Below are 25963 nucleotides of genomic sequence, written 5' to 3'. Positions count from 1 at the left end.
AGTTGAATGTCTGAAAATATGATAACATGAATGAGGTAGGAACAGGCAGTGAACCAATACTATTCGATTAAAAGTGGTGACAAATCAGATGACAAAAGAAAATTGGGATTTATTTCTTGCACCGTATCAGATCGCGGTCGATGAGTTGAAAGTTAAGCTAAAAGCGATTCGTAAACAATTTCAGCAACGGGGAGAACATTCACCGATTGAATTTGTCACAGGACGGGTCAAACCTGTAAAGAGCATTCTTCAAAAAGCGGAACGAAAAGCAATTGCGCGTGAGTCATTAGAACAAGACATGCAGGATATCGCCGGATTACGTATCATGTGTCAATTCGTCGATGATATCATTCATGTCCTTGAGCTGTTGCGCTCGCGCGGAGATTTTAAAATCGTCGAAGAACGGAACTACATTACGCAAAAAAAGGATAGTGGCTATCGATCGTATCACGTCATCATTGCCTATCCGGTACAGACGATCGAAGGTGAAGTTCCGACGTTAGTCGAGATCCAAATTCGAACGCTTGCGATGAACTTCTGGGCAACGATTGAACACTCGTTGAATTATAAGTACCAAGGAAATATTCCGGAAGAGACGCGTGAGCGTCTGCGTCGTGCAGCAGAGGCAGCATTTTTGCTTGATGCGGAGATGAGCCAGCTGAAAGTAGAAATCCAAGACGCACAACTCGTCTTTCAACGCGACGCTAAGGCGTCTGAACGATTAAAAGAGTAGGGGGATGACCATGCGTTTTGCAATCACGGCTCGTGATGATGAGCGATCTCATGCGCTGAAACAGCAACTCGAGCAGGCATTGACGGATCGGGGATGTATTCTTGATGTCAGCCAGCCGGAAATCGTCGTCTCGATCGGTGGAGACGGAACGATGCTACAGGCGTTCCATTCGTATCTCGATCAAGTAGAGACGATCACGCTTGTTGGGATTCATACGGGGCATCTTGGTTTTTATGCGGATTGGCGCCCTGAAGAAATGGATGAACTGATTGATCATATCGCGAAGCAGGATTTAGCGACGGTTCAATACCCGTTGCTTGAACTCTCGATTGATTATGCGGACGGTTCACACAACCAACTGCTTGCCTTGAATGAATGTACGATTAAAAGTTTTAATCAGACGCTCGTTTGCGATTTATCGATTCGAGGCGACTACTTTGAGACATTCCGAGGTGATGGACTGTGTGTATCGACACCGTCTGGTTCGACAGCGTACAATAAGGCACTCGGCGGAGCGATCGTTCACCCGGCGCTCGAAGCAATTCAAATTACAGAGATGGCTTCCATCAACAATCGTGTCTACCGGACGATCGGCTCACCGATGTTGCTACCCAAACATCATGATGTCGAAATTCGTCCCGTTAATCCGATTGATTTTCAGATGACCTATGACCACTATGCTTCGATCATTCATCAAAACGTGACATCGATTCGGTGCCGGGTCTCTGATAAAAAAGTGAAATTTGCTCGTTTTCGTTCTTTCCCGTTCTGGCAACGGGTGCGGGAATCTTTCCTGGCAGACGAAAGACGTTAAAGTAAAGGAAATGGAAACATGAATGGATTTCAGCTACAACAGATGGTGACTGACATTGAGGATGGCTGGCGTGTCAGTCATTTTTGTACGACCCGCTTAGGGATTTCGCGGAAAATGTTAGTATCGATTAAAAATCATGGGGATATCACGCGTAATGGTCAGCATGTTAACGTCCACGACGTCTTACACGCGGGTGATCGTGTCCATGTCTTCTTCCCGGAAGAGACACCAGCACCGGATATGGTGGCGACAGAAGGGGAACTTGATATTTTGTTTGAAGATGATTGGTTGCTCGTCGTCAATAAACCGCCGGGCATGGCATCGATCCCGTCACGACTGCATCCGGAACGCTCATTATCGAACTATGTGCTTGGTTATTACCGAAAACAAGGAATTCCGTATGCAATCCATATCGTTAATCGGCTCGATCGTGATACGAGTGGTCTTGTCTTGTTCGCGAAACACGGGCTTGCCCATCACCGGATGAGTCTCATGCAACGATCTAATGAATTAGAACGACATTATTTAGCGTATGCACCCGGAAACGTACCGGTACAAACGATTGATCAACCGATTGGTCAAACCGATCATTCCTTTATGGAACGGATGGTACGACCAGATGGTCAACGTGCCATCACGCATATCTTAAATAGCCGTCTAGTTCGAGCCTTTGACCAAGAAATTTCATTACTCGATATCCGACTAGAGACAGGTCGGACACACCAAATTCGTGTCCATCTTGCTTTTCTTGGGCATCCCTTGATTGGCGATACGATGTATCAAGGGAACCCGTTACTTCCGCGTCAGGCGCTCCATAGTGCGTCAGCAACGTTCCTTCATCCTGCGACGGGAGAACGGGTTCGTTTTGAAGCACCACTTCCTGAGGATCTTCGATTGGAAGGATAAAGTACACAAATAAAAGGCAATGGACTCGGTCCACTGCCTTTTATTTGTGTTTAGTCTTCATCGAACATGGAAATCCGAGATTGAGAGGCGATTGCCATGATCAATCCTAGACCGACGAGGTTTACGATCATCGTTGATCCCCCATAACTGATGAACGGTAAGGGAAGACCTGTGATTGGTAAGACACCAATCGTCATCCCGATGTTTTGGAAGATTTGGAACGTAAACATCGCGACATATCCTGTCACGATATAGGTACCAAATGGATCCGCTGTCTCGAGAGCAATCTGAATCAAGCGATAGACGAACAGGAACAAGACGATCAAGACGATGGCAGCCCCGATGAAACCGTAGTGTGAGGCAATCGTCGTAAAGATGAAGTCTGTATGCAATTCTGGAACGAACACTTGCAGTTTCCCGTACCCAACGCCGAACATTTGCCCTGAACCTGTTGCGTTGATTGCTTGGACGAGTTGGTACGACAGATCATCCGCATATTCGAACGGTTGCAACCAAGCCATGATCCGGTTCATCGCGTGACCTGGGAAAAAGGTTGCGAGTAAATCGTTTTGGAAAAAGAACAGGTAAAAGAAGATGATGACGGCTCCTGCGAACAGACCGAACATCGTCAAAAGCCATTTCCAGTTTAGTCCGGATAACAACATCGCACATGCTAAGATGACGCATAGAATCAAACCGATCCCTAGATCGGGCTGAATGATGATAAGACCGAGCGGTAAGGCTGTAACCGCGACCAACTTGATAAGTAACAAGAGATCTCTTTCATGTTGAACATAACGCGCATTGTGCTCGGTAATGACGGCAGCGAGCGTAACGATCAAAAAGAACTTCATGAACTCAGCCGGTTGAACCGTACCGATAACGGGGAATTGATACCAACCGTATGCCCCTTTGATTTCAGTGACGATTGGTGTGTTTCGAAGAACGACAAGACCGATCAATGACACGATACCTGCTCCATATAAAAACCAGTGGAATCGCTTCAACTGTTCATAATCGATGAAAATGACGACGGATAACGCCATGAAGCCGATGACATACCATTGAATTTGTTTGGCAGAGAAGTTAATGGCACTGATCGCACCTTTAAGCGAAGGTTGTGCTGTATAGATGGCGATGATACTGATGACCATCAGACAGGCGAGTAAAAAAAGCAACGTATGATCATAACGTTGTGTAAATGATTTGAATCGATTCATTTCATCCCTACTTTCTATCTCTTTCTATATTACCGTAATTTATCAAATCCGCAATATCAAGAGCGATGGTTGACAGAAGCGTTACGTTTTTGTAACCTGAAGATAGGTTTTATTACCAGGTACTAATTCAAGGGGGACTTTATCATGAATATTTATCCTTCACTCGAAGGCAAGACGTACGTCGTCATGGGCGTCATTAACCAACGTTCGATTGCATGGGGTATCGCACGTGCGCTCGACGCTGCTGGAGCAAGCCTGGCATTTACATATGTCGGAGAACGTTTCAAGGCACCACTTGAAAAATTAGGACAAGAATTATCACGACCGGCTTCTTATTATACGTGTGATGTCACGAGTGACGAAGAGATTGAACAGGTCTTCCAAATGATTCATGCGGACCACGGTAAAATTTCAGGGATCGCTCACTCGATCGCATTCGCGGATAAAGAAGCGCTTCGCGGTGAGTTTTCTGGGGTAACGCGTGAACAGTTTGCGCAAGCACTTGATATCTCAGCCTACAGCTTAACAGCAGTCGTCAAGGCCGCGAAGGATTTCTTCACGGAAGATGCATCCGTCATCACGTTGACATACCTCGGTGGTGAGAAAATGGTTCCGAACTACAACGTCATGGGTGTTGCGAAAGCCGCATTAGATGCAAGCGTTCGTTATCTCGCTGCTGAATACGGTCAGCAAGGCGTTCGTGTCAATGCGATTTCAGCTGGTCCAATTCGGACAGTATCCGCAAAAGGTGTCGGCGACTTCAATTCCATTCTTGATAGCATCGAAGAACGAGCGCCACTTCATCGTAACGTGACGACGGAACAAATTGGTCAAAGTGGATTGTTCTTGCTTTCGCAAATGTCGAGTGGGGTGACAGGAGAAATTCTTCACGTCGATAGCGGATTCCACATTCTTTAATAAACGATCGATTAAGCCAGGCTTTCCCATGCGGGAGGCTTGGTTTTTTTTGTGCTCGATCGGGGAACTACCAAATATAAGTGTCACTAGAAGGAGAGAGGAAGTGCAGAGGATGAACGCAATCGATTTTACAGTCGTACAATATGTCAATCGTCAAGTACGTGTCGATCCACAGCTAAAGACTGAACCAGTCGCTCGAGTTCAACCGATACGCCCAACTGACCCTTACCGCGAACACGAAGCGGACGACTTTTTAGAAGAACAGGCAAATGCATACGGTGTATTACCAGAACTAAAACTTCCCGGTCGAAGCTTCGACCGGGAAGTTTAATCATTCATTGACCTGTGAAGCGGAATGTCTCATAGACACTCCAAGCACCGTTCTCCAGTTCATACAATAAAGCCATTTTCGTGACGTCCTCTTGGAAACGGATATCTTCCATCTTGAGACGTTCTAGTACATCGAACAGTTCGACATCCGACAGTTCTTGACCGATTGTGATGTGTGGCAAGAAATCGTATTTCGGCTTATGTTCGAGTGGTCCCGTATGCAAAGCGCGATGTAATTGTTCTAACTCATCCGTCGGCATTACTTTAAGGAACAAGACATTGTTCGTCGGATGGAACGAACGAGCTCCTTGGATGTGCAAATTGACAGGCTTCGTTTCGGACGCGATTCGATTCAACTCCGTCACGATGTGGTCTAATTCTGTCTCATCAACTTCCATCCGCTCCCGTAGCGTGATATGAGGTGTGATCAGTGCATACTTCGAGTCATATCTCTTTCGGTATGAATTTGCAAAATCTTGAACGCGTTTCGATGGAAACAATACAACCCCGATGTTCATCGAAAATCCCCTACTTTCCCCTGAAATGATAACGCTTTACAAAATAATCATGACGGATTCTGGCGTCGATGTCAAAGAAGTTTGAGAGGAGGTTCAGAATCCGTGTATACTAATGAAGTACTTTGTTGGAGAGGTGGATATAGTCATGAAGAAAACACATTCAAAAGAGGTCAAACAGGCAGCTATCGATAAGTTACATGAACGAGGGGTGACGATTCATGCAATCGCTGAGATCGTTTACCAAATGCAGGCCCCCTACACGGTGGATCTGACAATTGAAACATGTGTCAGTTCAGTAGAACGTGTTCTTGAAAAACGTGAATTACAACATGCGATTCTCGTCGGAGCAGAACTAGACATCTTGGCGGAAAAAGGGTTATTATCAGAACCCCTCCTGTCCATCATCCAAAGCGATGAAGGGCTATTTGGCGTAGATGAGACGATTGCGATTGGTGCCGTCAACACGTATGGTTCGATTGCGGTTACGACGTTCGGCTATTTGGATAAAGCAAAGGTCGGTATCATCAAAGAACTCGATACGAAGCTTGGGGACGGAAAAGTCAATACGTTCATGGATGATATCGTCGCAGCCATCGCAGCAAATGCATCCGGACGACTAGCGCATCGTTTGCGAGATAAGGAAGACTATTCAGCAGAAGAATTAGAAGAACGTAAGGGGACATACTGATGCGAGGTGCGAGAGGGGCATGGATTGGTGCATCCATCGCTGTCGTCTTATTCGTGATCATCGCTGTCTCCATTCGGACGACAGGCTATTTTTTATTTGATGCTCAATTATCGTCATATATGTCGCAACACGTCCCAGGGGATTACGTTTCTTGGTTCACTCAACTCGGATCAGGTCCAGGGGCGATGACGATGACGGTGTTACTTGGAATACTGAGTTATGTTTTGTGGCGGGATCGCATTGCAAGTATCTGGTATGTAATCATGGCAATATCAGTAGGTGTATTGAATCAAGTCGTTAAATTTGCCTTTGTCCGAGAGCGCCCCTCATTAAATGAATTGGTTGGTGGCGTAGGATACAGTTTTCCGAGTGGTCACTCAGCGATGGCTTTTGCCGTCTATACCGGATTTCTCGTTGTTGCGTTTCGTCATTTGAAAACAGGTGGGAAGGTACTTGTATCGATCGTGACGATTGGATTATTCCTCGCCATGGGAGCTTCTCGAATCATTTTAAACGTTCACTATTTCTCAGATGTCATCGGTGGATATTGTTTTGCCGCGATTCTTTTATGTAGCTCCTATGCATTCATCGTCTCCCGTAGAAAAAAAGGAGTGGCTTGATGTTACTGTTAGATGTTGATCATAGTTTATTATTTGATGAAGAGACGATGCGCTCCATCGACAAGCCGACGTTGCTTGTCGAGCGAGTCGCTGGGCGACCTCGTTTTATGACGATGCGAGCGCATCTTAGATTAAAACGGTTAGTATCGATTAACGGTGTTGTTCCGGTGACGAAACGAACGATGGAAGAGTACCAGCAGTTGGAACTCTTTCAAATCGATGCGCCACCGAAGTGGGCGATCATTGACGGTGGAAAGATTTTGCTTAAAGAAGGAAAAGTGGATCGTCGATATGAAAATTGGCTTCGTCAGTTCAATAAGGAGACATCACTTGATTCCATCCTTGAGTATCTCATCGAAATGGAACAAGTTTCGATTGATGTATATCCTTCTGAGACGTTATCCAGTGTAATCACGCTTCCGCATGAGCCGATTCAACGGACGACGGACGAAGCCGTATTATTAGAAGAACTATTTCGTAAGTATGAAACGACATGAAAAAACCGGACGGTCTCAAGCAGACCGTCCGGTTTTCATCGTTTCGTGCAAGATATCAAGTTGTTGGTAAAGGAATCTCATCGAACCAGTACACACCGACCGTCTCAGCGCCAGCATGTGCCAAGATGGAAGGACCAAATTGGGTAATGCGTACTTGAAGCTCCGGATGTTCTGTAGAAATCAAGCGCCGTAATTCTTCAGCAGCGGCATGAGCGAGCGTATGACTGACATAAAGCGTCCGATCATATACACCATGAGCACTGACTTTTGATGAAATTTCACTGACCATTTCTTTAAAAGCTTTTTTGATGGAACGGACTTTTTTAAATGGGACAAGTCGTCCTTCCTCATTAAATTGAGCGATTGGTTTAATATTGAGCATGTTTGCTAGTAAAAATTGACTTCCTGAGACACGTCCGCTCCGTCGCATCGTCTCCATATTTCCGATGATCAGATAAAAATGCGATTTGTGTTTGAATGTCTCAAGCGTAGACATGACTTCATCTGGACCTTTACCAGCAGCAACGAGTCGTTGTGCGATCCGGACAAGTTCTTGCTGATTCGCAGCACCTGTATACGAATCAATCGCGTATAAGGGGAAACCGACAGCTTCAGCTGCAGCGACGGAACTCGAATATGTGCCGCTCAGTCCACTCGTGATATGAATCGCATACCCATAATCATAGCCATCTTCAAGCAATTGTTCATACAAGGTTACGAAGTCACCGAATGATGGTTGAGAAGTCGTCGGTGAAGCGTGGGAATCTTCTCGCATTTTTTGATCAAGCTGTTCAATCGAGATATCGACATACTCCCGGTAAGACTCTCCGTTTAAGATGAGTAAAGTCGGTATCACATGGACTCCGATTTTTTCAGCCTCTCCTGGCTCAAAAAAAGCCATGCTGTCGGTAATCCAAGCAATCTTATCCATGTATATGACGCCTCCATTAATAGAACCATTTTGTTCATCATACCATAGCGATGAAAGCGGAATCACTAGCTAGCGCGTTTTTGTGTGATAGAAGCACTGGAAACGTGTCCAAACCATGAACTGATACCGAAGGCGATGAGTGTTGGGAATAACCATTCTAAACTTTGATCCACTAAAGGTAAGGATTGATAGAACGTCTTAAGATTTCCCGGGAAAAGCGAAAGTTGATTCAACGCACTACAGAATGAGAAGAAAATTGTTACACCAAGAGTTGATTGATAAACAACCGACTTACGACGGAACAGATGACGCATGAATGTCAATGCGATCAAGACGATGACGATTGGATAAAGGAACATCAATACCGGAACAGCAATGGATAACAATGTTTGCAATCCGACGATCGATACCGTAAGACCAAGAGCAGTCGTGAAGATACTTGCCGCTTTTAAAGATACACGGTTGGAAATCGTCATCATATATTCTGCAAATGCGGTGACGAGACCAACTGATGTCGTCAAACATGCAAGCAGAATTGCAAGACCAAGTAAAGCTAAACCAATTGAGCCGAAGGCAGTATTTGCATAATGCTGAAGAAGTGCTGGACCATCAACTTTTCCGATGGCGGCAAATGTGTTACGTCCGATCATTCCAAGTCCGACATAGACGAGAGTCAAAGCAGTGGCAGCGATGATTCCGGCACGAGTGACGACTTTAAATTGTGCTTTTCGTTCATGAACGCCTCGGCTTTTCAATGTATGCAGTACGACGACACCAAATACCAAGGCGCCGAGTGCATCAAGCGTTAAGTATCCTTGAAGGAAACCTTGAATGAATGCCTGTCCAGTCGTCTCATACGCTTCGTTTGGTGAAGCGACACCCGAAAGTGGCGAAATGATGCTACTGATGCTTAATGCAGCAAGAGCAATCAGTAATAATGGTGTGATGAAACGCCCGATGATCTCAAGTAATTTTCCTGGTCGTAGTACAAGATAAAGTGTGGCAAGGAAAAAGAGACTCGATGAGATGATCAACGTCATTTGTGAGGGAGCACCAAGAAATGGTACGACTCCGAGCTCATACGTGACAACCGATGTGCGCGGAATTCCGAAAAAGGGACCGATCGCAACATAGAGTGCGAACGTCAAGGCAGCACCTACAAAACGAGGGAGTGGTGCAGCAAGTGTTTTGATGCCACCCCCGATAGAGGCAACTGCAAGTAAGCCGAGCAAAGGAAGACCGACACCCGTTACGATAAAACCAAGGATGGCAGGAAGGAACTGTGAACCCGCAAGCGCACCGAGTTCCGGTGGGAAGATCAGGTTACCGGCACCGAAAAATAAAGCAAAAATCATAAATCCTAAAGCAAATGTATCTTTTGTCTTAAACATGTGTTGTCCTCCATTCATCCTAATTTCATAAAAAAAGCCTCATCCACTAAGTTTGTGGATAGGCGTCGTTTGCTCAGACGCCTTGTCGAAATGACGAAAAGGGCCTGGATCTTCATTTTCTCAAACGAGAAATGAATCTTCAGTCCCTACTCTTAATCACAATCAGTCGTTCTTGGATGAGCGTTGCGTGTGTCATGTTTAAAACCTCCTGTTTGAATTTTTCTAAGGATAACATGAAGAATTTAATAAAACAATATTTTCTGAAAATTCATCACCGAATTTTTGAAAATAAATAACGCCTCTAGTAGAGATGAGGTTCTCTACTAGAGGCGTTTCGGATTACATATCAGCTCGTTGCAATCGAGCGCGTTTTTTTGTGGCGTTTCAATTTATGGAGGAGCCAAGCGTGAACGACCTCACAGGATTGACGTGGTAACGTCAGTTCAACAAGCGATTCCTGCTGTTGCCCTCTAATGATGAAAAGTCCATTTTCTTCATCGACAGGGGCGATGGTCATTGAACTCGCTTCATTCAGCGACAATTTCACTTCACCGAGTGTCGCATCCTTTAATTTCAGGATGTTCCCATTTGTCGCAAATTTCGTGAATGAGCCAATTCCGTTCACTTTTAACTGATCCATATTGAATTCCTCCTTCTGCTGATTCCAGTACTATCCCTATAAAAAACAGGGTCTAACTTCTATCTTGAAAAGGTTATCCTCATTATAGCGAAGTCTTCACAAGATGCTAGTCTTATTTTGTGTGAAAATTCGAAAAATTTTTTAACAATATTGTCATATGGATAGGAATACCTGTTAAGAGGCAATCGTGATATGAAATTCAAATAGAACAAAAGCATCCTTTTCCAAAAGAAAAAGATGCTAAAGGTCAATCTAACTCAAAACTCCATTTCTTTTTGCGACAAACAAGCGATCCACGTCGAAGGATCGATTCTTTCTCTGCTTCAAAATCTTCATGTAATACGTTCATGTCTTCGTACCGTCCTGCTACATAGACGGGAATCGTGATATTTCTTGAGAAAACAGACCGTTTTGCACTTTCGAAATCAATCAATACTCCTTCTTTGAGAAGATGACGGATATGAATCATGATTTCAGCTGTTAAAGCGATCGAGGCGACGGATCGTGCGTGCTGACGAAATTTCCGTTGTACGAGATCAGAGATAAGTTGTTCTACCCGTGACCAATCCTTCAAGTAAACAGAAGCATGAAGACCATCGTGTTCGCTAAAATAGACCAGTTCATTCTCGATCGAGTCAAGGAAAGGAAGCGGTGTCCCTCGTTTCATATGCATTAAAAATAATAACTCCGCGATTTCGACATCCGTCAATACATCAAGCGAATGAGAGGAGCGAATATCAATAGCAGTCAAAGGATGACGCTGGACATCCGTTGATTGTGAAAACTGTTCGATCTCATGCGCTTCGATGTAATGAAGCATCGTTCGAAACGATTGTTTCGTCTGTTTGAAATCACTTCCTGAAATGAGTAAAGGACGTTTCAAATCGACGGCTGCAGCGAAATCAGAGAAATGTACTCCTGACATCGTTAATCGTTGATTTTCCTCGTCCTCATATAAGTAAAGTAACGCACTCGACATACCACTTCGCTTCCTTTCCATGACTAACTCCTTCATAATTTAATAGTAGCAAAACTTCGAATTGCCTGAAAGGATATTTACTTCTGAAAACGGGCATACTACATAGAGAAGCATAAAGAGAGGTGATGGAGCATGTGGGGCTTGCGAAAGCCTTTCCCGGAATTGCGGACCGAGCGCTTCATATTACGTGAGCTCGAAAACCGTGACGCACGCGAATTGTTTAAAATCCTATCGGACGATAAAGTCATGTATTATTACGGATCAGATCCGCTCGTGACGGTCTATGAAGCTAAAAATGTCATCAGTTACTTTAAAGAACAGTTCACGCAAGGTAAAGCGATTCGCTGGGCAATTGCTGATGCACAAACGAATCAATTGATCGGTACGATCGGTTTTCATAACTGGCTGTCTCAATACCATCGGGCTGAAATTGGTTTTGAAGTTAGTCAAGATTATTGGCAACGTGGTGTCGCTTCGGAAGCGGCAAGAGCTGTTCTGACATATGGCTTTGAAGAATTTGCTCTCCATCGAATCAGCGCCCTCGTCGCACCTGAAAACCTCGCTTCTAACGCATTGGTTCAAAAATTAGGATTCAAAGCAGAAGGATTACTAGAAGATTATGCATACAGTCATGGTCGTTTCATGGATTTGACGATGTACCGTATGCTCGCATCTGAATGGAAGGGATGAGGTAGTCAATGGAAAAACAAACACTTGTACTCCTGCATGGATTTACAGGAGGAACAGATTATTTTAATCGGGTAGAGGCAAATTTACGACATTCCTTTGATGTCTTACCACTAAGTTTACCGGGGCATGAGGGACTTGATGTTGGTCCGGATACGATTGAAGGCTTTGCCGAATGGGTCATGCATGAACTTGATCGACGTGGTATCAAAAAGCCGATCATCATCGGACATTCCTTTGGTGGATACATCACAGCTGCAATCGTTGAAGGGTATGCGGATCAAATCAGTGGATACGGTCTTGTGTATTCGACAGCTAAAGCAGATGATGAACAAGCGAAACAAAAACGAAATCAAAACATCACACGCGTTGAAGAAGTCGGTGTCAGAGAATTCGTCAATGGTCTTGTTCCATCCTTATTCGCTGAAGGGGCAGATGAGTTCGCTGTCGCTGAAGCACTTGAAATCGGGTACATGATGACGGTCGAAGGAGCGATTCGTGCGCTCTCTGCGATGCGAGATCGGCGAGATATGACGAAGGTCTTGACGAGGTCAAACGTGAAGGGTGTCATCATTCACGGCACGAAAGATCAACTGATTTCAGAGGAAAGTGCATTTGCACCAAAGAATGATCATCTCATACATCGGTCAACAGACAGTGGACACATGGGGATGCTTGAGACACCGGATGCTTTCGTTGCAATCATCGAAGAGGCATTCAAGTAAGTTTTTGCCCTACAGTCACGTCTGTAGGGCATTTGCTTTGCATTTCAGATTAGATATCTGAAATGATAGAAATGGAGGGGATACACATGAAAATCGTAGCGATTGAACCAACACCAAGTCCAAATAACATGAAAGTCATCGTTGATGAGGTCTTTCCGGAAAAGGGGCAGACATTCGAGCATGCCTTTGGCGCACCGGAACACATTCAGCGATTACTTGAAATACCTGGCGTTAAGTTCGTTTATCAGGTCAGTGACTTTTTATCGATCGAGCGTTATCCGAAATATGATTGGCGCTCGCTTGTCATCGATATACGACGTGCGTTCGGTGAAACGTTGAATGATGTTGAACAGCACGAGACAGATGCTGAGTATGAGCCTGTCCATCTATTCGTGCAGTTCATTTTAGGCGTACCGATGCAAATCAAAGGTGTGAAAGGATTAGAAGAAAAACGAGAAGGACTGTCGGAACGTTTCCGAGAAGCAGCGCTATTCGTCCAACCATTCGTTCAGAATGTCATTAGCGATCGACGCTGGGTGGAACAAGCACCTCGATACGGAGATCTTGACGAAAGTTTGCGTGAAGTAGCGAATGAGATTGAGATTGCCTATCCAGTCGAACGTATCGAACGTCTCAAGTCGCTCGCAGCAGGAGAAGATATTACGTTTAGCGGTCAAGCGATTCAATCATCCGATTGGAAAGAACGATTCGCGGCGCTCGATGAATTACCTGTTGAGATGGAATGGGTTCCAGCTTATGCTCGCCTGTTACAGGATGAGAAGATGCAAATTCGGCGTCAAGCGATTGTAAAGCTTGGGATGTTCGAAGATCACCGAGAAGAACTGTTAGAGTATTTGACGAGTGCACTGCATGATCCGTCAGGGATCGTTCGTCGGACAGCAGGCGATACGATTTCAGATTGGGCGATGCCAGAAGCTGAACCAATGATGATGGAAGCGTTAGCGGATAAAAATAAATTAGTACGCTGGCGAGCTGCACGCTTCCTGTTTGATGTCGGAACGGAACAGTCAATCCCAAGACTGCGTGAAGCAAGCCGAGACCGGGAATATGAAGTAGCTCTACAAGCCGAACTCGCATTAACGCGGATCGAGAGTGGGGAAGAAGCACTAGGAACGGTTTGGCAGCAAATGAATCGAATGATAGATGAAAGTTCATGAGAACTTAAAAAATAATTGGGTGAGAGAATCATTCGACAAAATGAGTCACTAATTGTCTAGGTATATATTCCCTGTTCCCTAAAAATACTGGTAAAATAATCAAAATAATGTTGTCATCTTTTTGAAATCGAAATGAAATGTGTTGGAAATGCTTATTAAAACGCTTGCATCTAACAACTAAATGGATTATTCCAAAATATCCCTGATGAAATTGAAATATTGTTTTGAAATGAAATGTCGAATGACAATTTTCTTCTTTTTTCTGCCCTTTGGTACAGTTAACCTACAATAACGAATTCGGAACATGTAGGTCATCTCTTGGCTGGGCATTATGAATGAGAAAAGGGGAGAATCGGGGATATGTTACTTTTCGCTGAAACTGATTTAGCAGTAGGATATAAGGAACGGACAAAAACAGGGGTATATGTAACGATCGAAACAATCGACAGTCGTACGATTACATTAGTCGCACCAGCAAACGCGGCAGAGGATATTTGTGACGAACTGTTTGCGACAGGACTAGAGCAATTGTTTTCATTCAAGATGAATCCATCGACTTTACCTGTGGCATAAGTGAATAACCGTGCGAGAGAGGAGAATCCTCTCTCGCTTTTTTTGTGATAAAATTATTAGAGATAAAAGGAGGGATGAGATGAAACGTCTCGTTTTCATTCTGCTACTGCTTTCTGTTTGTTTAGCAGGTTGCCAAGAAAAGAAACAACAGGCAACAACAACTACGAACGAACCGATTCGGATCGCAGTCAAAACGACAAAGCAGGACGACATGATGCAATTAGACATTTCTTTAACGAATCCAAATGATCACAGTGTGAACGTGACGTATCCTTCCTCACAACGTTTTCAGGCTCAATTGATTGATGCGAAACAACACGTAACGTATGATTTTGAGAAAGAGCAAGTATTCACGCAAGCGATTGAAAAAGATACGTTCACGAAACATGAAACGAAACAGTATACGGTTGAATTACCAATCTCCTCTTTAGGTGATAGCACGGAAGTTCGCGTATCGACAATCCGTCAATTCAAGGGAGCAAGTGCGAAACGAACGACGGATCAGCAAATAATTGATTCAAAATGACGATCAACATAATGTGAAGGAGTGAAGCGATTCATGCAACAAAAAATCATCCAAGTAACAGGCGTAAAACCTGTCATTGACCCAGCACAAGAAGTAAATGAGCGGGTAGCCTTCTTGAAGGCATATCTCAAGCATACAGGTGCAAAAGGATTCATATTAGGCATCTCTGGCGGACAAGATTCTTCGCTCGCCGGTCGTCTGTGCCAACTGGCAGTTGAAGAGTTACGAAAAGAAGAGGGGAAAGATGTCGCATTTTATGCGGTCCGTTTGCCTTACGGGGAACAACAAGATGAAGCAGACGCACAGACAGCCTTGACGTTCATTCAACCGGATCATTCGCTTCGTGTGAACATTAAACCAGCAGTTGAAGCATCGATGCAGGCGTTCAAAGAAGCGACAGGTGCAGAACTTTCCGACTTTAGTAAAGGAAATACGAAAGCGCGGGAGCGAATGAAAAGCCAATATGATTTAGCTGCTCATTATGGCTGTTTAGTCGTTGGAACGGATCATGCAGCTGAATTCGTGACGGGATTCTACACGAAACACGGTGATGGTGCATGTGATTTGACGCCATTGACAGGACTGAACAAACGGCAAGGGAAACAACTGTTACGTTACTTGAACGCACCAGAAGTCTTGATTGAAAAAGTTCCGACAGCAGATCTTGAAGAAAATCGTCCGGCACTACCAGACGAAGTGGCACTTGGTATGACATATGAAGAAATCGATGACTACTTGGAAGGAAAGACGATTTCAGAAGCAAGTCAAGAAAAGTTAGAGACGCAGTATAAACGTGTTGGACACAAGCATCATATGCCGGTCTCACCACTCGATGAATGGTGGAAAGCATAATCCAAAATAAGGAGGCGTGATTTCAAGATTGAAATCGCGCCTTTTTTCATGTTCTTCGATTCTTCTTCAATCGTTATGGGAAAAGAAAAGAAATGACGATTGAGGAGGCGGGAGTATGACGATTGGTATCATAGGTGGAGGGTTATCCGGCTTGACGGCAGCGGCATTATTCGCAAAACAAGGAACGCCGGTCACGCTCTGGGATGCGGGATTACTTGGAGGACGTGCCACCTCTCAAACCGTAAAAGGATTTACGTTTAATTACGGTGCTCATGCGATTTATGGACGCGATCAATCGATTCTTCGCAAATTAACGAAACAGCTCGGTATCGAAGTGACGTGGCTGGATTTCTCAGCAAGTCGTGCGAAATATGAGTTTTCAGGTCATTTGACGGCAATTCCTGCGAATGCCTGGGGATTATTGAAAACAGAAGTCATCGAAGGAACGAACAAAGTACGTTTCACATGGGAAATCATTAAAACGATTTTACGAGTCGAACGAGGGGATCCGCAACAATCAATCGGGCAATGGTTAAAAACAGAACGAGTCGATGAACAAGTGGCACAGTTGATGCTTGATTTGGCATCAACGAACTTTTTTACGGCAGAACCCGAAAAAATTCCGTCAGACGTCTATTTCGAGTATTATCAAAAACTTTTTCGGACGCGCAAGCCTGTCTCATACATCGAAGGTGGATGGCAAGGGTTAGTTCAGGAGTTGGAACGGATCATCCTAGAAAACCGTGGAGAGATCCTGAAAAAAACAAAAATAACAGCAGTCGAATCGACTAAGACCGGATTTTTAGTACGTGATCGAAAGAAACAAGAATGGAACGTCGAACGGATCATCTTTGCCGTACCACCGCGTGAAATCTTGAAAATGGCGACCCCCACTGCCATTCAGCGATTTGTTACACCGTACGCGAGCCATGAACCGGTAGAAGTATTCGTGTATGATCTTGGACTTCATCCGTATATCCAAACACCGTATTCATACATCTACGACCGTTCGCATCGAGCGTTCATCACGGATTTATCGCATTATGATGCAAGTCTTGCACCGAAGGATGGTCAAGTCCTTCAAGCAATCGCCTACCTTGAACACGATCGACTTGAGGATCCTGATTATATTGGACATGTCCGAACAGGAATCGAACAGATGCTTGACGTTCATTTTGCAGATTGGCGACAACGTATCGTCGCAGAACGAACGATCAAACGAGCAGTCGTACAAGAAATCAAATGGAAAATGGGGCAAGCGCCGCTTGCGACTCATATTCCGGATCATGCAGGTGTCGCTTTCGTCGGGGACTGGTGTGAAGGTACGGGACAGCTCTCAGAGCTTGCGTTCACAAGCGCCGTCAGCGTCTTCAATCGATGGGCGTGATATCAAACGACAAAAAAGAGAAGTCGAATCGACTTCTCTTTTTTGTATCTTATGCTTCATTGTTCGAACGTGCTGGATAGAACGCTAGAATCAAGAGTAATGTAAAGGCAATGAGACTCATCATCGGAATCGTCAAGAAACCAAAATAGTTGACCCACTTGATGAGACAGCCGCTTGTACATAACGCTTCGCCATCGGGTAAGCGCTCAAGAATGACGTGGTACAAGGCGACACCAAAGCCGGCAAGCACATACAGGCGGACGAAGAGTGGATCAATCGTTTTCGACCGGAATAGCGAGATGAGCAAATAAAAGGCAGTCGTATACATGAATAGTCGTTGCCACCAACAGAGAGGGCAGGGGATGAATCCACGAATTTCACTGAAATAGAGACTGCCAAGCGTTGCAATCGTTGAGATGATGAACATAAAATGATAGCGTGTCATATGTATCGTCCTTTCTAACGTGTTAAACTAATGCCATCTTATATCATGAGGAGTCGAATCTCACATTGCAAGTGTCGGAAATGGAAATGTTGATCACCTTATCGGAAGAATTGAATATGAGGCGCGCTGCTGAACGATTATTCGTCTCGCAACCTGCACTTAGTCAACGTCTCGTTGCGATTGAAAGACGCTGGGGAACAAAGTTATTCATTCGTTCATCGCGTGGGTTAAGCATCACACCACAAGGAGAAAAAGTAATCGGTCTCGCAAAAGAGATGAATCGGAAGGAACTTGAGTTAAAAAGTGAATTGACGGCAGAAGAGGGTGCTGTTTATGGAACGCTTCGAATTGCCGTCGCTTCCATCATGGGGCAATACTGGCTCCCGCGTGTCTTGAAACGATTCGTTGAGCGTTATCCGCATGTCCGTGTTCAGCTCGTCACGGGATGGTCCAGTGAGATGATGCGTCATATGTTAGAGGAACATTTTCATATCGGGATCATTCGTGGAAACCCGGACTGGAAAGGTGTTAAAGAACGTCTTTTCTCGGATCCGCTCTATTTAGTCGATAGTGAGTTGACGTCAATCGAACAGTTACGCGTGACGGATCGACCATTCATCCAGTTCAAGAGTGATTCAACGTACTATCAAGAAATTTTAGAGTGGTGGCAAGATCGGTTCGCAAGTCCACCATCTCGGACGCTGGTCGTCGATCAAATCGAGACATGTAAGCAGATGGCTCTACATGGAATTGGATTTGCGATTTTACCCGAGTCGACGATCCAACAATCAAATGAAGTCATGCAGCTTCCGTTAAAAACATCGTCCGGAAAGATATTAAAGCGAGATACATGGATTTTGTCTACGGAATCGATGCTTGAACTAAAACAAGTTCAAGCATTTTGGGACATCGTAAAAGAAGAAGGAGGAAGTCAGTCAGATGGAATACGCCATTGAAATGCGGCGCGCGCTTCATAAAATACCAGAACCAGGGTTCAAGGAATTTAAGACGCAAGCTTTTATATTGGAACAAATTCGTGCTTATCCACCAGATCGTGTCACGTATGATACGTTTGAAACGGGTGTTTTCGTTCGAGTGAAAGGATTGACTGGGAATCGGACGATTGGATACCGGGCAGACATTGATGGGTTACCGATTGAAGAAGCGACAGGTCTTCCATTTTGCTCGGAACATCCAGGCTTCATGCATGCCTGTGGTCACGATATGCACACGTCGATTGCGTTAGGGTTGATGAAACGAATCATTGAATTGCCGGTCATGGATGATGTCGTCTTTTTATTCCAACCAGCGGAAGAAGGTCCGGGCGGGGCAGAACCGATGATTAAAAGTCCGTTGTTTGAAAAATATCGTCCAAGTGAGATGTATGGTCTTCACGTCGCACCGGAGTATCCAGTCGGTACGATTGCAAGCCGTCCCGGCGTCTTGTTCGCGAGTGCTCGAGAAGTCCATATCACGATCTATGGTCAAAGTGGTCACGCGGCCTTTCCTCATTTGACGATTGATACGGTCGTCGCGCAAGCAACCCTAATCATGCAATTGCAAACAATCGTCAGCCGATCCATCAATCCGATGAACTGTAGCGTCATCACGATCGGAAAGGTCGATGCCGGGATTCGAGAAAACGTCATCGCCGGTAGAGCAGTTCTTGACGGTACGATGCGCGCACTCAATGGAGAAGACATGGAAAAACTGGAACGACGCGTTCGTGACATCATTCGAGGAATCGAAGCTTCCTTTGGCGTCAAGATTGATCTGCAATTCGGAAATCGTTATTACGAGGTCGTCAATGACCGACACATCGTTGATAAATTTTCATCATTCGTCAAGATGAATGCGAACTACATTGAATGTGATGCAGCAATGACAGGAGAAGACTTTGGATTCATGTTGAAGGAAATTCCAGGGATGATGTTTTGGCTTGGAGTCGACAATCCGACATCTGGACTTCATCAACCAACCTTGAATCCAGATGAATCCGCTATTCCATTTGTGATTGATTTACTCGATCATTATTTCCGAGAATATGTTTAAAAAGTTTTATGAAATAATAAAGGACATTAAGCTTTCCCTTTCGAAATCAAGAATGGGAAAGCTTTTTATATATGTAAGAATAGGAGTTTTCGAACATTTTGTGAAAAAAATCACGTGCACATGTGAACAATTTGTTACATCAAACATTATAAACAGACATAAAGGGTTATGTTCTCTATGATACGGTTATAGACCATATAGAGAAGTATGTTTTAGGAAGAGGGGGCTATATACATGTTCAATGATCCCGTATTGCTCAGTCGATTGTTGACAGGGCTCACATTAGCGTTTCATATTATATTCGCGACGATTGGCGTCGGGGTACCACTCATGGTACTCGCAGCTGAATTCATCGGTCTGAAACGCAAAGATCCGGATTATATTTTATTAGCAAGACGGTGGACGCGTGGATACGTCGTTACCGTCGCAGTCGGTGTCGTGACAGGGACGGCCATCGGATTGCAATTATCACTACTTTGGCCGTCACTCATGCAAGTGGCTGGTCAAACGATCGCACTACCGCTATTTATGGAAACATTCGCATTCTTCTTTGAAGCGATTTTCCTCGGTATTTATCTGTACACGTGGGATCGGTTCAAAAACCCATGGTTACACTGGTTGATCGGGATTCCGGTCGTCATTGGTGCGACAGCATCAGCATTCTTCATTACGACGGTCAACTCCTTCATGAACTCACCGGAAGGATTTAAGATCGTCAACGGAACGCTAACGCAAATTGAACCATTGAAAGCAATGTTCAATACAGCAACACCTACAAAAGCAACACACGTCATCGTATCGGCTTATTTAACAGTCGCATTCATCTTGGCGGCAATCGCGGCGTTCCACTTACTCCGCAAAAAAACACTCTCGGCAGCGGAAACAGCGTATCACAAAAAAGCACTTCGCTTAACGGTCATGGCTGGATTGATTTTTGCCTTCTCGACGGCACTTGTCGGGGACTTCTCAGGGAAATACTTGGCGAAATACCAGCCAGAGAAACTCGCAGCTGCTGAATGGCATTTTGAAACGACAAGTGAAGCCGAGTTGATCTTCGGTGGGATACTTGATCAGCAAGAAGACGGCAGTTATGAAATCAAGGGTGCCGTCAAAATCCCATATGCACTCTCAATTCTTGCGGGTGGAGCTCCAGATACAGAAGTCATTGGTCTAAATGAGTTCGCAAAAGAAGATCAAGCACCGCTGATCGTTCACTATTTCTTCGATATCATGGTTTCGATTGGTATGTATTTGGCTGCCATCTCTGCCTTGTTCATCTTGGCATTCCGTTTGAAAAAATTAAATCCTTATAACAAATGGATTTTAAGAGGTGTCTTCATCGGTGGACCTCTGGCGATGATTTCAATTGAAGCAGGTTGGATGTATGCTGAAATTGGTCGTCAACCTTGGACACTGTACGGCATCATGCGGACAGCAGATGCGGCGACGACATCAACTGCTGTTGGTCCGATGTTGATTCTATTCAGTGCCTTGTACTTGATGCTCGGTACGATTTGTACAGTCGTATTATTACGGATGTTCAAGAAAAACCCGGTTGGAAAAGAACTTCAAGAACTTGCTGAAAACCACCACGCGCGTGGGGAAGCTATGTTCGTGGATGATAACAAGTAAGGAGGGAACGATTTGGACGTTCAAACACTAGGAATTACGGTCCTTTGGACTTTCCTGTACGGATATCTCATCGTTGCCTCAATTGACTTCGGTGCTGGATTTTACGCCTTTTATTCAAAATATACGAAGCGGGATCACTTAACGAATCGATTGATTCTTCGTTATCTCTCACCAGTGTGGGAGGTAACGAATGTCTTCTTCGTATTCTTCTTCGTCGGACTAGTCGGGTTCTTCCCGGATACCGCTTATTATTTCGGTACGGCACTGCTCGTGCCAGCCTCAATCGTTCTCGTATTAATTGCGATTCGTGGTAGCTTCTATGCATTTGCCAATTATGGATCAAACGACAGCATGTTCTATACGTTCTTATATGGAGCAACTGGTCTATTGATTCCGGCGGCGATGTCAACGACTTTGACGATCAGTCAAGGTGGATTCATTCGTAAAACGAATGAAACAGTCGAGTTTTTAGGAACAAAATTATTTACGAACTTTTACTCTTGGTCGGTCGTAGCACTCGCTATCGTATCCGTCCTCTATATCAGTGCGATGTTCCTCTTGTTCTACGCAGATAAAGCGAAGGATGAAGGGGCTACTCCGCTAATTCGTAAATGGGCACTCTTCTGGAGTGGTCCAACGATTCTAGTCTGTGCACTCGTTTTCTTTGGATTGAAAAATCAAGCGGCATGGCACTATGAGAACATCTTAAACGGGAACTGGTGGTGGTTCGCTGCTAGTTTCATCTTCTTCCTTGTTGCGGTGACACTCGTCTACATGAAGAAGAATTACGGAATTGCTTTCGTCGCGGTCATGCTACAGTATGGAGTGGCATGGTTCGGTTACGGTTATACGCACTTACCATATATCTTGTATCCATATATCGATATCAACAAAGCGGTCGTTAACGAAACAATGGCTTCCGCACTCGTCGTTGTCTTCATCTTCGGACTCTTACTCTTGATTCCGGCGTTGTACTTGATTTTACGACTCTTCTTGTTCGATAACGATTATGTACGTGGGAAATCCTCAAAATAATGGATGAATACACGCCTCTGCGAATCGCAGGGGCGTTTATAGTAATTTTAAATTGAATCGGGTACACTACTAAGGAAGAGCGATTGTGAAGGAGAGTTGTGAAAATGAATGGAGAGTTTGCAGTAATTGGACTAGGGCGCTTTGGTGGCTCGATTGTCCGTGAATTATCGAAAAATGGCTATGATGTCTTAGCGATTGACTCCGACGAGGAGCGCGTCAATGAATTCATGGGAATTGCGACGCATTCCGTCATCGCGGATACGACGGATGAGAACGTCTTAAAGAGTCTAGGAATCCGAAACTTCGATCATGTCATCGTTGCCATCGGGGAAAATATTCAAGCATCCATCTTGACGACATTGATCTTAAAAGAGCTCGGGGTACAATCGATTACTGTCAAAGCGACGAACGATTATCACGAAAAAGTATTACGAAAAATCGGAGCAGATTTCATCGTTCACCCCGAACGGGATATGGGAGTCCGGATTGCAAATGGTTTAATGAGTTCCAATATTCTTGACTATCTCGATTTATCTCAAGAATTTTCGATCGTTGAAATTAAAGTCAGTGATCGGATGGCAAAACAAACATTGATTGACCTGGATCTACGGAGCAAATACGGAGCGAACGTTGTCGCCATTAAACGTGGAGAAAACGTTCTGATTTCTCTACAAGCTGACGAAATGATTGAAAAAGGGGACTACCTCGTCGTCATTGGTGAAAATGAGGACCTCGACCGTCTAGAGCGTGCGATTCATAAAGTGAAGAACTAAAAAAAGCTGAGGCGCGCCTCAGCTTTACATTTACTTAATTAAATGAGTTGGAATTCTTTTAATCCGTGTGCGATACCGTCCTCAAGGATGGGTTTCGTGACATAGTCAGCGGCAGCTTTCGTTTCTGGAAGTCCGTTGCCCATTGCAATACCCGTTCCGACGTAGCGAAGCATCTCTAGATCGTTTAAAGCATCACCAAATGCAAAGGTATCTTCGCGGCGAATATTCGTCAATTTCAGGAATTGTTTGATCCCTTCTGCTTTCGAAGAACCGACATTGATGACATCCATTGCATGTGGGTGCCAACGAATGAAATCAAATGCGTCATAGCGTTTAACATAATCGCTCTCTTCTTCAGCCGTACAGTAGACGAGCGTTTGGAAAACATCATGCGATAAGAATGCTTCTTCATCGTGAATCGGCAACGGCATATCAAGCTCCCCGAGTGAATCGACGACATGAACATCATTTGATTTCGTCGTGAAGCCTTTTGTTTCGCCAAGATAAACGAGTGTATGCCCGTTTTCTTTCGCTTGTTGCGTTAAATGCGTTAAATCCGTCTTAGGTTGTGGACGTTTGTAGATGATTTCATTTTGATGAACGACGATTTGCCCGTTATAGCCGATAATCGTATCGATGTTGAGTAGTTCACGGATTCCAGACAACATCGCAGGTCCGCGTCCAGTTGCAAGGGCTACATAGACACCATTTTCTTGAAGCTTACGAATTGCCTGTTTTGTTGATTCCGGAACAAAATGACCATCATGCAATAAGGTTCCGTCGATATCGAAAAAGACGACTTTCTGATTTGCCATGGTTTCACCTTCTCTTTTTAATTGGTCGAAATGACCTGTTCATGTGAAAGTATAGCATAACCAAAAGCGTGTTGCCGGAAGGGAACATGCCGAATAAGGATGAAAAATAGTCCATGTATCGTGTATACTGTACTAAGGACAAAAAACAATGTACTGATAAGGAGTTGCTAGGCATGATTTTTAAAGTATTTTACCAACCGCTTCGTTCGGAAGCACCTGTTCGTGAACGGACAGAAACAATGTATGTAGAAGGGGAAAGCATTCGTGACGTGCGATCAACGATTGACCACCTCAAAGATATCAACATCGAGTTCATCCGCGAAGTCAGCGGAGAATTTTTGACATACGAACAACAACATCCTGATTTCAAGGTTGCGACGTTCGAATGAAGTTCGTCAAAAACCATCAGGCCGCCGTTTTCGCACTCGGTGGACTCGGGGAAATCGGGAAGAACACGTATGTCGTTCAATTCCAAGATGAGATCATCGTCATTGACGCGGGTGTCATGTTCCCAGAAGATGAATTACTCGGAATCGACTATGTCATTCCAGATTACACGTACTTGATCAAGAACAAGGACAAGGTCAAAGGCGTCTTCATCACACACGGTCATGAAGATCACATTGGCGGTTTGCCTTTCTTGCTTAAACAAGTGAACTTACCGATTTACGCTGGGAAGATTGCGATGGGTCTCATCAAGGTGAAGTTAGAAGAGCATGGTTTGCTTCGCAACGCGGAACTGCATGAGATCGATGAAGATTCGGTCATCAAGTTCCGGAAGACAAGCATCTCGTTCTTCCGTACGACACACTCGATTCCGAATTCGTTCGGTGTCGTCGTCAAAACACCACAAGGGAACATCGTGCATACAGGGGACTTCAAGTTCGATTTCACGCCAGTCGGAGAGCCGGCTGATTTAGCGAAAATGGCTGAACTCGGTAAAGAAGGCGTATTGTGTCTTCTATCGGACTCAACGAATGCAGAAGTGGAAGGGTTTACGATGAGTGAACGTGTCGTTGGGGAAACGATCTCAGACATCTTCCGTAAAGCGGAAGGACGGATCATCTTCGCGACGTTTGCGTCGAACATCTATCGTCTGCAACAAGTCGTCAATGCTTCTGTAGAAGCAGGACGGAAAATCGTCGTCTTCGGACGTAGCATGGACAAGGTCATGATGATTGGTCAAGAACTTGATTTCATCAAAGCGCCGAAGGGTACGATCATCGAGCCGAACGAGATGAAACGTTATAAATCAAATGAGTTGACGATCCTTTGTACCGGTTCACAAGGAGAACCGATGGCTGCACTTAGCCGTATCGCAAACGGAACACATCGTCAAATCTCGATCATTCCGGATGATCTCGTCATCTTCTCTTCGTCCCCAATCCCAGGAAACGTCGTTTCTGTCGGAAAGACGATCAATCAGCTATATAAAGCTGGCGCAGATGTCATGTACGGTAAACTGAATGATATCCATACATCAGGTCACGGTAGTCAACAAGAGCAGTTGCTCATGTTACGTCTATTGAATCCGAAATACTTCATGCCGATTCACGGGGAATACCGGATGCTGAAGAAGCATATGTCGCTTGCGATGGATGCTGGTGTACCGGAAGAGAACTGCTTCGTCATGGATAACGGTGAAGTACTGGCATTAGATGCGAATGCAGCCGCTATCACTGGTAAGATTCAAGCGAATGCCGTTTATGTCGATGGAAAAGGAATCGGAGACATCGGAAACATCGTTTTACGCGATCGCCGTATTCTCTCAGAGGAGGGACTCGTCGTCGTCGTCGTGACGCTTGACTCGAAGACGAATCGTCTCGTCTCTGGACCGGACATCATCTCGCGCGGTTTCGTCTACATGCGTGAGTCGGGTAATTTGATTAAAGATGCTGAGCGTCTACTCAAGCGTTCACTTGATCAATCGCTTGCGAACCGTAATACGAAATGGACGGACATCAAACAAGTCATCAATGATACGCTCACACCGTATTTAACAGAAAAAACACAACGTCATCCGATGGTCATGCCGATCATCATGGAAGTCTGATTCAAAAAATCCTCGTCTCCGAAAACGGAAACGAGGATTTTTGTA

30 protein-coding genes are annotated in these 25963 nt (G+C 44.7%); 22 read left to right on the top strand and 8 right to left on the bottom strand.

The features are described 5' to 3' along the window. Positions 1–88: 88 nt before the first annotated feature. Genes ASF99_RS10270 through ASF99_RS10260 form a run of 3 tightly spaced genes read left to right on the top strand, consistent with a single transcriptional unit; the run spans position 89 to position 2453 of the window. On the top strand, positions 89–733 hold the full coding sequence (locus ASF99_RS10270) for a GTP pyrophosphokinase (protein ID WP_035396676.1): 645 nt from the start codon (positions 89–91) through the stop codon (positions 731–733). A gap of 10 nt (positions 734–743) precedes the next feature. Next, positions 744–1547, top strand: coding sequence for an NAD kinase (locus ASF99_RS10265; protein ID WP_023468882.1), 804 nt, complete (start codon positions 744–746; stop codon positions 1545–1547). An 18-nt stretch (positions 1548–1565) separates the two neighbouring features. Beyond that, entirely contained in the window at positions 1566–2453 is an 888-nt protein-coding gene (locus ASF99_RS10260) for an RluA family pseudouridine synthase (RefSeq protein WP_023468881.1), read from the top strand. Between the two features lie 50 nt (positions 2454–2503). Here the strand turns inward: ASF99_RS10260 and ASF99_RS10255 are convergent, their stop codons facing one another. After that, positions 2504–3673: an FtsW/RodA/SpoVE family cell cycle protein gene (locus tag ASF99_RS10255; RefSeq protein WP_035396680.1), complete on the bottom strand. Its 1170-nt coding sequence runs from the start codon at positions 3671–3673 to the stop codon at positions 2504–2506. A 144-nt stretch (positions 3674–3817) separates the two neighbouring features. Here ASF99_RS10255 and fabI point away from each other — a divergent pair, with 144 nt between their 5' ends. Next, on the top strand, positions 3818–4591 hold the full coding sequence (gene fabI, locus ASF99_RS10250; protein ID WP_023468879.1) for an enoyl-ACP reductase FabI: 774 nt from the start codon (positions 3818–3820) through the stop codon (positions 4589–4591). Between the two features lie 112 nt (positions 4592–4703). Beyond that, a complete protein-coding gene (locus ASF99_RS10245) occupies positions 4704–4922 on the top strand; it encodes a hypothetical protein (protein ID WP_023468878.1) in 219 nt (72 codons plus the stop codon). A gap of 4 nt (positions 4923–4926) precedes the next feature. Here ASF99_RS10245 and ASF99_RS10240 read toward each other — a convergent pair whose 3' ends face one another. Further along, on the bottom strand, positions 4927–5439 hold the full coding sequence (locus tag ASF99_RS10240; protein WP_023468877.1) for a YjcG family protein: 513 nt from the start codon (positions 5437–5439) through the stop codon (positions 4927–4929). Positions 5440–5584: 145 nt separating this feature from the next. On the opposite strand from ASF99_RS10240, the gene ASF99_RS10235 reads away from it, so the two are divergent. The 3 genes from ASF99_RS10235 to ASF99_RS10225 are packed head-to-tail and all read left to right on the top strand — an operon-like array spanning position 5585 to position 7244. Beyond that, on the top strand, positions 5585–6127 hold the full coding sequence (locus tag ASF99_RS10235) for a phosphatidylglycerophosphatase A family protein (protein ID WP_034786059.1): 543 nt from the start codon (positions 5585–5587) through the stop codon (positions 6125–6127). Continuing rightward, the gene (locus ASF99_RS10230) at positions 6127–6747 is read left to right on the top strand and encodes a phosphatase PAP2 family protein (RefSeq protein WP_023468875.1); all 621 of its coding nucleotides are present in this window, start codon (positions 6127–6129) and stop codon (positions 6745–6747) included. Before ASF99_RS10235 ends, ASF99_RS10230 begins: the two co-directional genes overlap by 1 nt. Beyond that, positions 6747–7244, top strand: coding sequence for a hypothetical protein (locus ASF99_RS10225; protein WP_055968682.1), 498 nt, complete (start codon positions 6747–6749; stop codon positions 7242–7244). The genes ASF99_RS10230 and ASF99_RS10225 overlap by 1 nt, the downstream gene beginning before the upstream one ends. A 55-nt stretch (positions 7245–7299) precedes the next feature. Here the strand turns inward: ASF99_RS10225 and ASF99_RS10220 are convergent, their stop codons facing one another. The 4 genes from ASF99_RS10220 to ASF99_RS10205 all read right to left on the bottom strand — a co-directional run bounded on the left by ASF99_RS10220 (position 7300) and on the right by ASF99_RS10205 (position 11206). Continuing rightward, positions 7300–8175, bottom strand: coding sequence for a DegV family protein (locus ASF99_RS10220; protein WP_055968680.1), 876 nt, complete (start codon positions 8173–8175; stop codon positions 7300–7302). A gap of 65 nt (positions 8176–8240) precedes the next feature. Beyond that, entirely contained in the window at positions 8241–9566 is a 1326-nt protein-coding gene (gene brnQ, locus ASF99_RS10215; RefSeq protein WP_023468872.1) for a branched-chain amino acid transport system II carrier protein, read from the bottom strand. Positions 9567–9912: 346 nt separating this feature from the next. Continuing rightward, entirely contained in the window at positions 9913–10206 is a 294-nt protein-coding gene (locus ASF99_RS10210; RefSeq protein ID WP_023468871.1) for a hypothetical protein, read from the bottom strand. 247 nt (positions 10207–10453) lie between these two features. After that, a complete protein-coding gene (locus tag ASF99_RS10205; protein WP_235147585.1) occupies positions 10454–11206 on the bottom strand; it encodes a hypothetical protein in 753 nt (250 codons plus the stop codon). 111 nt (positions 11207–11317) lie between these two features. Here ASF99_RS10205 and ASF99_RS10200 point away from each other — a divergent pair, with 111 nt between their 5' ends. From ASF99_RS10200 to ASF99_RS10170, 7 genes are all read left to right on the top strand, one after another. After that, positions 11318–11875: a GNAT family N-acetyltransferase gene (locus ASF99_RS10200; protein WP_023468869.1), complete on the top strand. Its 558-nt coding sequence runs from the start codon at positions 11318–11320 to the stop codon at positions 11873–11875. An 8-nt stretch (positions 11876–11883) separates the two neighbouring features. Beyond that, positions 11884–12597 (top strand): alpha/beta fold hydrolase, encoded by a 714-nt coding sequence (locus ASF99_RS10195; protein WP_035396687.1) that lies wholly within the window; start codon positions 11884–11886, stop codon positions 12595–12597. A gap of 86 nt (positions 12598–12683) precedes the next feature. Continuing rightward, positions 12684–13775, top strand: a complete 1092-nt coding sequence (locus ASF99_RS10190) for a conserved virulence factor C family protein (RefSeq protein ID WP_023468867.1) — start codon at positions 12684–12686, stop codon at positions 13773–13775. A gap of 360 nt (positions 13776–14135) precedes the next feature. Then, positions 14136–14348 carry a hypothetical protein gene (locus ASF99_RS10185; protein ID WP_023468866.1) on the top strand — a complete coding sequence of 71 codons (213 nt, stop codon included), beginning with the start codon at positions 14136–14138 and terminating at the stop codon, positions 14346–14348. Positions 14349–14427: 79 nt separating this feature from the next. Continuing rightward, on the top strand, positions 14428–14874 hold the full coding sequence (locus ASF99_RS10180; RefSeq protein ID WP_055968679.1) for a BsuPI-related putative proteinase inhibitor: 447 nt from the start codon (positions 14428–14430) through the stop codon (positions 14872–14874). A 33-nt stretch (positions 14875–14907) separates the two neighbouring features. Beyond that, on the top strand, positions 14908–15726 hold the full coding sequence (gene nadE, locus ASF99_RS10175; RefSeq protein ID WP_055968678.1) for an ammonia-dependent NAD(+) synthetase: 819 nt from the start codon (positions 14908–14910) through the stop codon (positions 15724–15726). 115 nt (positions 15727–15841) lie between these two features. Then, on the top strand, positions 15842–17113 hold the full coding sequence (locus tag ASF99_RS10170; protein ID WP_055968676.1) for an FAD-dependent oxidoreductase: 1272 nt from the start codon (positions 15842–15844) through the stop codon (positions 17111–17113). A 49-nt stretch (positions 17114–17162) separates the two neighbouring features. On the opposite strand, the gene ASF99_RS10165 is transcribed toward ASF99_RS10170, so the two are convergent. Next, positions 17163–17558, bottom strand: coding sequence for a disulfide bond formation protein B (locus ASF99_RS10165; RefSeq protein ID WP_023468862.1), 396 nt, complete (start codon positions 17556–17558; stop codon positions 17163–17165). Positions 17559–17623: 65 nt separating this feature from the next. On the opposite strand from ASF99_RS10165, the gene ASF99_RS10160 reads away from it, so the two are divergent. The 5 genes from ASF99_RS10160 to ASF99_RS10140 all read left to right on the top strand — a co-directional run bounded on the left by ASF99_RS10160 (position 17624) and on the right by ASF99_RS10140 (position 23050). Next, positions 17624–18514, top strand: coding sequence for a LysR family transcriptional regulator (locus tag ASF99_RS10160; RefSeq protein ID WP_029342184.1), 891 nt, complete (start codon positions 17624–17626; stop codon positions 18512–18514). Further along, on the top strand, positions 18498–19610 hold the full coding sequence (locus tag ASF99_RS10155) for an N-acetyldiaminopimelate deacetylase (protein ID WP_055968674.1): 1113 nt from the start codon (positions 18498–18500) through the stop codon (positions 19608–19610). The genes ASF99_RS10160 and ASF99_RS10155 overlap by 17 nt, the downstream gene beginning before the upstream one ends. Positions 19611–19844: 234 nt before the next feature. Further along, positions 19845–21242 carry a cytochrome ubiquinol oxidase subunit I gene (locus ASF99_RS10150; RefSeq protein ID WP_023468859.1) on the top strand — a complete coding sequence of 466 codons (1398 nt, stop codon included), beginning with the start codon at positions 19845–19847 and terminating at the stop codon, positions 21240–21242. A gap of 12 nt (positions 21243–21254) precedes the next feature. Then, positions 21255–22277: a cytochrome d ubiquinol oxidase subunit II gene (locus ASF99_RS10145; RefSeq protein ID WP_023468858.1), complete on the top strand. Its 1023-nt coding sequence runs from the start codon at positions 21255–21257 to the stop codon at positions 22275–22277. Between the two features lie 104 nt (positions 22278–22381). Next, the gene (locus tag ASF99_RS10140) at positions 22382–23050 is read left to right on the top strand and encodes a potassium channel family protein (protein ID WP_023468857.1); all 669 of its coding nucleotides are present in this window, start codon (positions 22382–22384) and stop codon (positions 23048–23050) included. 38 nt (positions 23051–23088) lie between these two features. On the opposite strand, the gene ASF99_RS10135 is transcribed toward ASF99_RS10140, so the two are convergent. Next, positions 23089–23865 carry a Cof-type HAD-IIB family hydrolase gene (locus tag ASF99_RS10135; RefSeq protein ID WP_023468856.1) on the bottom strand — a complete coding sequence of 259 codons (777 nt, stop codon included), beginning with the start codon at positions 23863–23865 and terminating at the stop codon, positions 23089–23091. Positions 23866–24038: 173 nt separating this feature from the next. On the opposite strand from ASF99_RS10135, the gene ASF99_RS10130 reads away from it, so the two are divergent. Continuing rightward, positions 24039–24254: a DNA-dependent RNA polymerase subunit epsilon gene (locus ASF99_RS10130; protein ID WP_023468855.1), complete on the top strand. Its 216-nt coding sequence runs from the start codon at positions 24039–24041 to the stop codon at positions 24252–24254. Beyond that, positions 24251–25918, top strand: a complete 1668-nt coding sequence (rnjA, locus tag ASF99_RS10125; protein ID WP_035396693.1) for a ribonuclease J1 — start codon at positions 24251–24253, stop codon at positions 25916–25918. The genes ASF99_RS10130 and rnjA overlap by 4 nt, the downstream gene beginning before the upstream one ends. Positions 25919–25963 lie beyond the last annotated feature (45 nt).

Origin of the sequence: Exiguobacterium sp. Leaf187, from assembly GCF_001423925.1 — a bacterium.
GTDB classification, from domain to species: domain Bacteria; phylum Bacillota; class Bacilli; order Exiguobacteriales; family Exiguobacteriaceae; genus Exiguobacterium_A; species Exiguobacterium_A indicum.
Note: the sequence above shows the minus strand (reverse complement) of the source record. Positions and strands in the feature narration are given on the sequence as shown.

Bases quoted from the DNA above. Each gene is read 5' to 3' on its own strand.
- ASF99_RS10270 (WP_035396676.1), top strand. From the start codon at position 89: ATGACAAAAGAAAATTGGGATTTATTTCTTGCACCGTATCAGATCGCG.
- ASF99_RS10265 (WP_023468882.1), top strand. From the start codon at position 744: ATGCGTTTTGCAATCACGGCTCGTGATGATGAGCGATCTCATGCGCTG.
- ASF99_RS10260 (WP_023468881.1), top strand. From the start codon at position 1,566: ATGAATGGATTTCAGCTACAACAGATGGTGACTGACATTGAGGATGGC.
- ASF99_RS10255 (WP_035396680.1), bottom strand. From the start codon at position 3,673: ATGAATCGATTCAAATCATTTACACAACGTTATGATCATACGTTGCTT.
- fabI (WP_023468879.1), top strand. From the start codon at position 3,818: ATGAATATTTATCCTTCACTCGAAGGCAAGACGTACGTCGTCATGGGC.
- ASF99_RS10245 (WP_023468878.1), top strand. From the start codon at position 4,704: ATGAACGCAATCGATTTTACAGTCGTACAATATGTCAATCGTCAAGTA.
- ASF99_RS10240 (WP_023468877.1), bottom strand. From the start codon at position 5,439: ATGAACATCGGGGTTGTATTGTTTCCATCGAAACGCGTTCAAGATTTT.
- ASF99_RS10235 (WP_034786059.1), top strand. From the start codon at position 5,585: ATGAAGAAAACACATTCAAAAGAGGTCAAACAGGCAGCTATCGATAAG.
- ASF99_RS10230 (WP_023468875.1), top strand. From the start codon at position 6,127: ATGCGAGGTGCGAGAGGGGCATGGATTGGTGCATCCATCGCTGTCGTC.
- ASF99_RS10225 (WP_055968682.1), top strand. From the start codon at position 6,747: ATGTTACTGTTAGATGTTGATCATAGTTTATTATTTGATGAAGAGACG.
- ASF99_RS10220 (WP_055968680.1), bottom strand. From the start codon at position 8,175: ATGGATAAGATTGCTTGGATTACCGACAGCATGGCTTTTTTTGAGCCA.
- brnQ (WP_023468872.1), bottom strand. From the start codon at position 9,566: ATGTTTAAGACAAAAGATACATTTGCTTTAGGATTTATGATTTTTGCT.
- ASF99_RS10210 (WP_023468871.1), bottom strand. From the start codon at position 10,206: ATGGATCAGTTAAAAGTGAACGGAATTGGCTCATTCACGAAATTTGCG.
- ASF99_RS10205 (WP_235147585.1), bottom strand. From the start codon at position 11,206: ATGGAAAGGAAGCGAAGTGGTATGTCGAGTGCGTTACTTTACTTATAT.
- ASF99_RS10200 (WP_023468869.1), top strand. From the start codon at position 11,318: ATGTGGGGCTTGCGAAAGCCTTTCCCGGAATTGCGGACCGAGCGCTTC.
- ASF99_RS10195 (WP_035396687.1), top strand. From the start codon at position 11,884: ATGGAAAAACAAACACTTGTACTCCTGCATGGATTTACAGGAGGAACA.
- ASF99_RS10190 (WP_023468867.1), top strand. From the start codon at position 12,684: ATGAAAATCGTAGCGATTGAACCAACACCAAGTCCAAATAACATGAAA.
- ASF99_RS10185 (WP_023468866.1), top strand. From the start codon at position 14,136: ATGTTACTTTTCGCTGAAACTGATTTAGCAGTAGGATATAAGGAACGG.
- ASF99_RS10180 (WP_055968679.1), top strand. From the start codon at position 14,428: ATGAAACGTCTCGTTTTCATTCTGCTACTGCTTTCTGTTTGTTTAGCA.
- nadE (WP_055968678.1), top strand. From the start codon at position 14,908: ATGCAACAAAAAATCATCCAAGTAACAGGCGTAAAACCTGTCATTGAC.
- ASF99_RS10170 (WP_055968676.1), top strand. From the start codon at position 15,842: ATGACGATTGGTATCATAGGTGGAGGGTTATCCGGCTTGACGGCAGCG.
- ASF99_RS10165 (WP_023468862.1), bottom strand. From the start codon at position 17,558: ATGACACGCTATCATTTTATGTTCATCATCTCAACGATTGCAACGCTT.
- ASF99_RS10155 (WP_055968674.1), top strand. From the start codon at position 18,498: ATGGAATACGCCATTGAAATGCGGCGCGCGCTTCATAAAATACCAGAA.
- ASF99_RS10150 (WP_023468859.1), top strand. From the start codon at position 19,845: ATGTTCAATGATCCCGTATTGCTCAGTCGATTGTTGACAGGGCTCACA.
- ASF99_RS10140 (WP_023468857.1), top strand. From the start codon at position 22,382: ATGAATGGAGAGTTTGCAGTAATTGGACTAGGGCGCTTTGGTGGCTCG.
- ASF99_RS10135 (WP_023468856.1), bottom strand. From the start codon at position 23,865: ATGGCAAATCAGAAAGTCGTCTTTTTCGATATCGACGGAACCTTATTG.
- ASF99_RS10130 (WP_023468855.1), top strand. From the start codon at position 24,039: ATGATTTTTAAAGTATTTTACCAACCGCTTCGTTCGGAAGCACCTGTT.
- rnjA (WP_035396693.1), top strand. From the start codon at position 24,251: ATGAAGTTCGTCAAAAACCATCAGGCCGCCGTTTTCGCACTCGGTGGA.